Annotated in this window: 6 protein-coding genes and 1 pseudogene; 2 read left to right on the forward strand and 5 right to left on the reverse strand. The window is 68.5% G+C overall.

Features of this window, described 5'->3' with window-relative positions:
- Positions 1–18 precede the first annotated feature (18 nt).
- Positions 19–897: an oxaloacetate decarboxylase gene (locus ACFU99_RS27405; protein ID WP_384396801.1), complete on the reverse strand. Its 879-nt coding sequence runs from the start codon at positions 895–897 to the stop codon at positions 19–21.
- Positions 898–1,370: 473 nt separating this feature from the next.
- Here ACFU99_RS27405 and ACFU99_RS27410 point away from each other — a divergent pair, with 473 nt between their 5' ends.
- Positions 1,371–1,895, forward strand: a complete 525-nt coding sequence (locus tag ACFU99_RS27410) for a GNAT family N-acetyltransferase (RefSeq protein ID WP_384396804.1) — start codon at positions 1,371–1,373, stop codon at positions 1,893–1,895.
- Between the two features lie 159 nt (positions 1,896–2,054).
- On the opposite strand, the gene ACFU99_RS27415 is transcribed toward ACFU99_RS27410, so the two are convergent.
- The 4 genes and pseudogenes from ACFU99_RS27415 to ACFU99_RS27430 form a co-directional block, all read right to left on the reverse strand.
- Positions 2,055–2,780: a nucleotidyltransferase domain-containing protein gene (locus ACFU99_RS27415; RefSeq protein WP_384396806.1), complete on the reverse strand. Its 726-nt coding sequence runs from the start codon at positions 2,778–2,780 to the stop codon at positions 2,055–2,057.
- A gap of 287 nt (positions 2,781–3,067) precedes the next feature.
- Positions 3,068–4,174 (reverse strand): annotated as a pseudogene (locus ACFU99_RS27420) (protein kinase family protein).
- A gap of 204 nt (positions 4,175–4,378) precedes the next feature.
- Positions 4,379–5,443, reverse strand: coding sequence for a hypothetical protein (locus ACFU99_RS27425; protein ID WP_384396809.1), 1,065 nt, complete (start codon positions 5,441–5,443; stop codon positions 4,379–4,381).
- 215 nt (positions 5,444–5,658) lie between these two features.
- Positions 5,659–6,054, reverse strand: a complete 396-nt coding sequence (locus ACFU99_RS27430; RefSeq protein ID WP_384396812.1) for a cupin domain-containing protein — start codon at positions 6,052–6,054, stop codon at positions 5,659–5,661.
- Between the two features lie 52 nt (positions 6,055–6,106).
- On the opposite strand from ACFU99_RS27430, the gene ACFU99_RS27435 reads away from it, so the two are divergent.
- On the forward strand, positions 6,107–6,815 hold a 709-nt coding region (locus tag ACFU99_RS27435; RefSeq protein ID WP_384396815.1), incomplete at its 3' end, for a GlxA family transcriptional regulator.

Genomic DNA, 6,815 nt, shown 5'->3' on the forward strand with positions numbered 1-6,815 from the left:
CCCGGAATGCGATCTGCCTCAGACGGAGGCGAGTTCGGTTTCCGGCCGGGTCTCCAGGGGGTGGTGCCGGCTGATGTTCTTCTCCAGGAGCTCGGTGGACGCGCGTACGCCGACCGATGTGGAGGGCGAGAATTCCGGGAGCCGGCCGTCGGCCTTCTTCAACTCGCCGAGCGCGGTGTCGATGGCGGTGTGGGCGGCGAACAGGCAGGGCGTGCTGTAGATGGCCACCTGGCACTCCAGGTCCGTGAGTTCGGAGAGCGAGAGCCGCGGCGACTTGCCGCCCGCGATCTGGTTGAAGAGCAGCGGCTTGTCATCGATGACCTTGCGGATCCGGCGGATCCACTCGACGTCCCGCACCCCGTCGACCAGCACCACGTCGGCGTCGGTCTCCGCGAGCGCCTGGGCGCGGCGCAGGATGTCCTTCTCCTCGGTGGCGTCGGTACGGGCGACGACCACGAGGTCCCGCCGGCTCCGGAGGACGAGGTCCAGCTTCTGGAGGTACTCCTCCAGGGGCAGCACCGTCTTGCCGTCGGCGTGGCCGCACCGGCGCGGGCGCTGCTGGTCCTCAAGAATGATGCCGGACGCCCCGATCCGTTCCAGCCGCTGTACGACGTGGCACGCGACCTCCGGGTCGACGTAGCCGTCGTCGATGTCGACCAGCAGGTGGTGGGTGGGGAAGGCCAGCCGGAGCCGTTCGACGAACGCGACCATGTCCGGCCACGCGATGAACCCGATGTCCGGCAGCCCGTAATGCGAGGCCGCGAAGCCGAACCCGGACACGAAGAACCCGTCGTAGTGCCGGGCGGCGACCGAGGCCGAGTACATGTCGTAGATGCCGACGAGCGGGGTCGTATCGGGCGTGTGGATCTGTTCGCGCAGCGCGTTTCCGTAGCGCATGTCTCTGCTCCTTATGTGCGGCCATGGAGCGGCCGAGGGCGGGGTGGGACGCGCACAGCATCGACTCGGCGATGGCGGTCTGTACGCGGGTCGATGGAGGGGTGCCGAAGGGCCGGACCGGCCCACGGCTGACGAGGGCGGCACGCGGCGACGGCGTGCACACGCTGGGGAGTTGGTGTTCTCTTTGCGGTACGGGCATACATATACCGACATTGCCAGCTCTTTACTCGCCGACACGCGGCCCCCGGCTCCAAGCGGTGACGGGCCGTGAAGGGCCGCGCGACACCGGATGCCGAAGGGCGGGGCGGAGCCCAACTGGTGTGCGCGACAATGGATCTGGCCCGCTCAGCAGGGGCTGAGCGGCCCTCGGGTCCTGGCGGACGGCGATACGTGCACGCGGCAACGTATGTCGGGCGCCAACTCCGTTGCCGACAGGCATGGTTCACCCGAAGGGGGCGGGCTAGGGTGCGCTGATGACCGCGCCCCAACCCTGGCCCGCCACTGTCCCTCTGCTGGCCCCACGCCTTTACCTGGAACCACTCCGCGTCGAACACGCGCGTGAGGCAGTCACGCTCCTGGATGACCCCCGCCTCCACACCTGGACGGGCGGCGCCCCCAGCACACTCGCCCAGCTGGAAACCCGCTACGCCCGCCAGTCCACCGGCCGGTCACCGGACGGCGCCCAGGGCTGGCTGAACTGGATGCTCCGCCGCACCGCTGACGCACAGCTGATCGGCACCGTACAGACCACGCTGCGCCGCCCGTCCGCCGCCCGCCTTGAGGCGACGCTCGCCTGGGTGATCGGCGTCGACTACCAGGGCAACGGATACGGACGAGAGGCCGCCCTCACCATGGCCCGCTGGCTCCGCGCCCACGGCGCGACCGAACTGGTCGCGTACATCCATCCGGAGCATGAGGCGTCCATGGGCATCGCACTGGCTCTCGGCCTGACCGCGTCCGAGGCGATGGTGGGCGGCGAGGTGCTGTGGAGCGGCTGAAACGATGCCGGAAATCGTCAGACCCTCCGCTGTCACACTGCCGCACCAGGTGTACCGCGTGTGGCATAGCCGAGCGAACCTGGAGGAAGGCGAGACGTCGGTTGGAGTGCTGCTACGTCGTCCGACAATCGCATCGACTGTCGGTCTGCTGGGGCCAGTTCAAGCGCTCCAGCGTTGGGTGTAGCCCTCTCGCATCGGTCCGCCGACAGCATCGAGTACTTGCTCGGCGGCCGTTGCCAACGGGGCCGGGTCGGCGTGCTCGGCCACCGCCCGGTGGCCGTTGAGAAGGGCCTCGCCCCGGATGGCGTCAGCGTTGAGCAACCGCCGTGGCAGCCACTTGCCGATGCCTGTCCAGCCGCCGCGGTGGGCGAGGAGAAGGTGGGCCGCCTCGCGCAGGGTCGCGTCAGCGAGGGCGAGCTGTTCGTACCGCTCGGTCGGTGCGGTGTCCGTCAGGTCGTCCATGAAGCACGTGAGGACGTAACGGCCTCGTTCCCACTCCGCCGGAGTCAGCGGGGGCGGACCGGCCGCCAGCACTGTCCGCGCCTGCTCGCGCGTACGGGCCACATGCCCGTACGGGTCGGCCAGCGGCAGACCCTGGTCATAGAGGAACAGGACGGTTCCCCGGCGGAGGGCCCGGTCGCGCGCGAAGTGCTCGGGAACGTCCTCAAGAGTGTGCAGGAAGAGTTCGGCCAGGCGGCCGTCGTGGCGCACCACCTCACGACGGCTGGTCTCCCCGCTCGGGAGGAGAACGGCAACGTCGAGATCGCTGGTCGGCCTGGCACGGCCCTGGGCGGCCGAGCCGCCGAGTATGGAGCCCAGGGCGTGCGGGAAACGGTCCGCGATCAGGCCCAGCGCTTGAGCGGCCGGAGTGTTGTGATCATCCATGGACGGTCATCGTGCCAGCCAGGGGAAGCGGCTCGGGGCCGGCCGGACTCTCTCCGCCCCTCCATGATGACCTTCCCCGCCGCGCCCCGGAAGGTCAGGCCGTGCCATCCGCTTCCTCGGCTACCTCTCGCATGTCCGATTTCGGCCGCCCGGTTTCCTCGAACCTGTGGTGGAATCCCGACTTCCGCAGACTCTGGGCGGGACGAACGGCCTCCCCGCTCGGCGAGCACGTGCGTTTGCCCGAGAACTGCAGCTCTCAGGAACCGCCATCGGAATGACGCTCGCGCCTACCGCACCGAAAGTCCGCTCGCCCCGGCTCTTTCCGCCTCGGCCTCCGGGTACGGGGTCCGCTTGCCCGTGGTGAGCAGGCGGCCGTGGAATCGGTCCAGTACCAGGGAAGCCGGGGCGTGCCGGTCGATGATCGCGGCGATCTCGGGCGGGATGCCGACGCCTCTTTCTCCCGCGAGCCAATTGCGCAGAAAGGTGCTGTGCTCGGCGCCGCCGCGCACACCGTCCGGCAGGTGATGGCGCAGCAGATGAGCTCCCATATAGCGGGCGTCATACATACGATGCCGGGAAAGGAACTCGGTCTCTTCCCGGGACAGCTGAAACCCGGAGCTGAGGGCGAGACCGAAGTCCGCGAAGTAGACCAGTCGGCCATCGGTCAGTACGTTGCGGAAGTGGGCGTCGAAGTGTACGAGGCCGCGGGAGCTCATAAAGGCGGCTCCCTGCATGAGAGCCTCTGCCGTCCACGCGTACGCGGGCCCGTCCGCGTCCTCCGCAGCGCCCGCTCTCCTTTCGCTCAGCCACGCGTCGAGCGTCTGCGGTACATGTTCCAGAAAGATCACGAGGCTGGAGGAGGACTGGCCGATGGCCTGCATACGGCTCCGTACGGCTGACGAGCCCTCCCAGTGCGCGACCGCTCCCTCGACTCCGCCGAATTCATCGGCGAACCCTTGGAGAGGGGAATCCGGGAGGACCCGCTAGTGATACATGAGGGGAATGCCTTGGTATTGGTTCCCGAGGACCCAATTGGTGGTCATGGTATGAACGGCCAGCTCGCGCCAGGCCCCGAAACCCGCCGAGCCCATCCCGTACTGATAGAACATCGGCAGCCCGAAGACGTTCTCCGTCGACCGTACGTTCTCCGGCCGCATCTCGATGTCGGTCAAGGGGACGCGCTTGACGAAGACTCTGGCCCCATCGACCTCAAGCTCCGCCGACCTACCCCCTATCCCGGACCCGAGGGGAGTCGCGGCGGCGACTGCCTCGCCGAGTCGACGGTCGCTCAGTAGCGACAAGCGCGTGGATACGGATCCGTACCTGGCCAGGCGCGCGAAGTCCGACGTGTTTGTGTTCGGATGCGGATTCGGATTCGGAGCCTGCTGGTCCATCTATGAAGCCCCACCATTTCTCACTTCCTGAGCCGTCAACCTCAGGAATCGCCCGACGAACGCCCGCGACAGTACAGGGCAGCACAGGACCGTACGGAATGGGGCCGGGATGCTCCGTACGTACAGGTCAGGAGCGCGAGCGGCCTCGGGGAGGGGGAAGCAGCGTGCTCCGCCGCCCGCGCCCGAGGCCGCTCGACGTAGGTGTTACCGCTGTGCGTTGGCGCGGCGGCGGCTCAGTGCGATGAGGCCGGCTCCGGTGCCCAGGGCGACTGCGGTGCCGCCCGCGGCCCAGGGGAGCGCGCCGTTCGCGCCGGTGGCGGCCAGGTGACCGTCGGACTCGGACTGGGCGGCGGTCACGGTCTGGTCGGCGGAGCCGCCGGCAGGACGCGCGCCGTCGACGGCCGCGACCGCCCGCACGTCGCCGTCCTTGCCGCCCTGCTTCTGGTCCTTACCGGCAGGCTTGGTGTCCTGGCCCTTCTTCTCCTGCTCGTCGTCCTTGTGCTCCTTGGAGCCGTTGCCGTCCTTGCCGTTCTTGGCGTCTTTGGCGTTCTGCTCGTCCTTCGAACGGGCGGTGAACTGGCCCTCGTCGATGAACTTCTGGACGTCCTCGGGGGTGCCCTTGAGCGCGGCGATACCGGCCGCGCGCACCTCGGGGCCGCCCTTGCCGATGATCTTGCCGACCAGCACCCTGTTGTCGATGATCTTCAAGTCATGCCGCTCGGTGTCCAGGAACTTCTGCCGGTCGGCGGCCGTACCGTTCATCGCGTGCTGAGCGCCCTCTCGGACACCACGTCCGGTCTTCGGGTCGTCGATGATCCGCTGGATCTCGGAGCGGTTGTCCTCATCACGCGCCGTGTACTGGCCCACTTCGAGGAAGTGGGTGATGGACGCGCGGGAGTTTTCCCTCAGGGCGTCGTTGCCGGCCTTCCGCACCGCCTTGCCGCCCACACTCATAATCTGCACGAGGCGGACTCGGTCGTCCGCCAACTGGGCCTGGTCCCGGCCGGTCTCCAGGAACGCACGCATCTCGGCAGGCGTGCCCTTGAGCGCCTTCTCCGCGGCCTCGCGCAGGACGCGGCCGGACTTCTTGTCGGCGACGATGCGCTCGATCTCGGCCCGGTCCTGCTCGGCCTGCGAGCCGCCGTCCTTGACCGAGACGCTTCCCTCGGCCGAATGGGACCCGTCGGCGGCGATGGCAGGGGAGGAGAGCAGGACGGCGGGGGCTATAGCGGCGGCCACAACAGCAGCGGACACGCGTGCCAGTTTCACTCAGGACTCCTCAACGCGTAGACATATAAAGACCCGAAGAATCGCGCGAGCCGACACAAGCGGCTGCGAAGCGATGGGTAACGGACATAGTAGGTTGCCCATTGACCGGCACTTTACGTGGGGCCTCCGTAGAGGCCCTGTCGACGCCTTACCTCGTCTATGCCTCGTCTATGCCTCGTCGAAGTCCGCCCGGCGGCCCATTCCTCCACCCCTGCTCACATGCTGAGGGTGTGTCCGGTCGTCGCGTCCACATGGTCCGGGACCTCGTCGTGACGATCGCCGACCGTCGGCGTCCCGGTGGGCTCGAACAGGAGAATCGCCGCGCCGGAGGAAGAATGCGGCTTGTGTTCCGTGCCGCGGGGGACGGTGAATACGGCGTCTTTCGGGAGTACGACCGTGCGTTCCCCGGCGGGTTCGCGCAGGGAGATGCGCAACTCGCCGTCGAGTACGAGGAAGAACTCGTCGGTGTCGTCGTGGACGTGCCAGACGTGTTCGCCCTCGACCTTGGCGATACGGACGTCGTAGCCGTTCACGCGCGCGGCGATGCGCGGGCTCCACAGGGCGTCGAAGGAGGCCAGGGCCTTGCCGAGGTGCAGGGGTTCGTTGTTCATGCGCTCATCCTGAGCTGTGGTGCGGGAGCAGCACGAGTGCTAGGAATCGCACATGAAGAAAGAATCCTCGCACGAGCCGTACGCGCCCCGCCGGGAGCAGGCGTCCCGCCCGCAGAGGGACGCACCGGTCTCAGCGGACGCCCTGCACCGCGTCGTCGTGATCGTCGATGAGAACTCGAACCCCTTCGAACTCAGCTGCGCGATCGAGATCTTCGGCCTGCGCCGCCCGGAGCTCGGCCGCGATCTCTACGACTTCAGGCTCTGTTCCCCCGAGCCCCGCACCCTGATGCGGGACGGATTCTTCACGCTCACGGGCGTCGCCGACCTGGAAGCGGCCGACACGGCGGACACCCTGATCGTCCCCAACCGCCCCGACATCGAGGTGCCCCGCCGCCCGGCCGTACTCGATGCCGTCCGACGGGCGTACGCGCGCGGCGCGCGGCTGGTCGGTTTCTGTAGCGGCGCCTTCACGCTGGCCGAGGCCGGTGTGCTCGACGGCCGCCGGGCCAGCGCGCACTGGCAGTGGGCGGACGATTTCCGGGCCCGCTTCCCGTCCGTCCATCTCGCACCGGACGTGCTGTTCGTGGACGACGGCGACATCCTCACCGCCGCGGGCAGCGCCGCCGCCCTCGATCTCGGGCTGCATGTGGTCCGCCGGGACCACGGTGCCGAGATCGCCAACTCGGTGAGCCGGCGACTGGTCTTCGCTGCCCACCGGGACGGCGGGCAGCGGCAGTTCGTGGAACGCCCCATGCCCTACC

This window comes from Streptomyces sp. NPDC057654, assembly GCF_042800135.1.
GTDB lineage: Bacteria > Actinomycetota > Actinomycetes > Streptomycetales > Streptomycetaceae > Streptomyces.

Excerpts from the sequence above, each read along its gene's own strand:
- ACFU99_RS27405 (WP_384396801.1), bottom strand. The coding sequence starts at position 897 with ATGCGCTACGGAAACGCGCTGCGCGAACAGATCCACACGCCCGATACG.
- ACFU99_RS27410 (WP_384396804.1), top strand. The coding sequence starts at position 1,371 with ATGACCGCGCCCCAACCCTGGCCCGCCACTGTCCCTCTGCTGGCCCCA.
- ACFU99_RS27415 (WP_384396806.1), bottom strand. The coding sequence starts at position 2,780 with ATGGATGATCACAACACTCCGGCCGCTCAAGCGCTGGGCCTGATCGCG.
- ACFU99_RS27430 (WP_384396812.1), bottom strand. The coding sequence starts at position 6,054 with ATGAACAACGAACCCCTGCACCTCGGCAAGGCCCTGGCCTCCTTCGAC.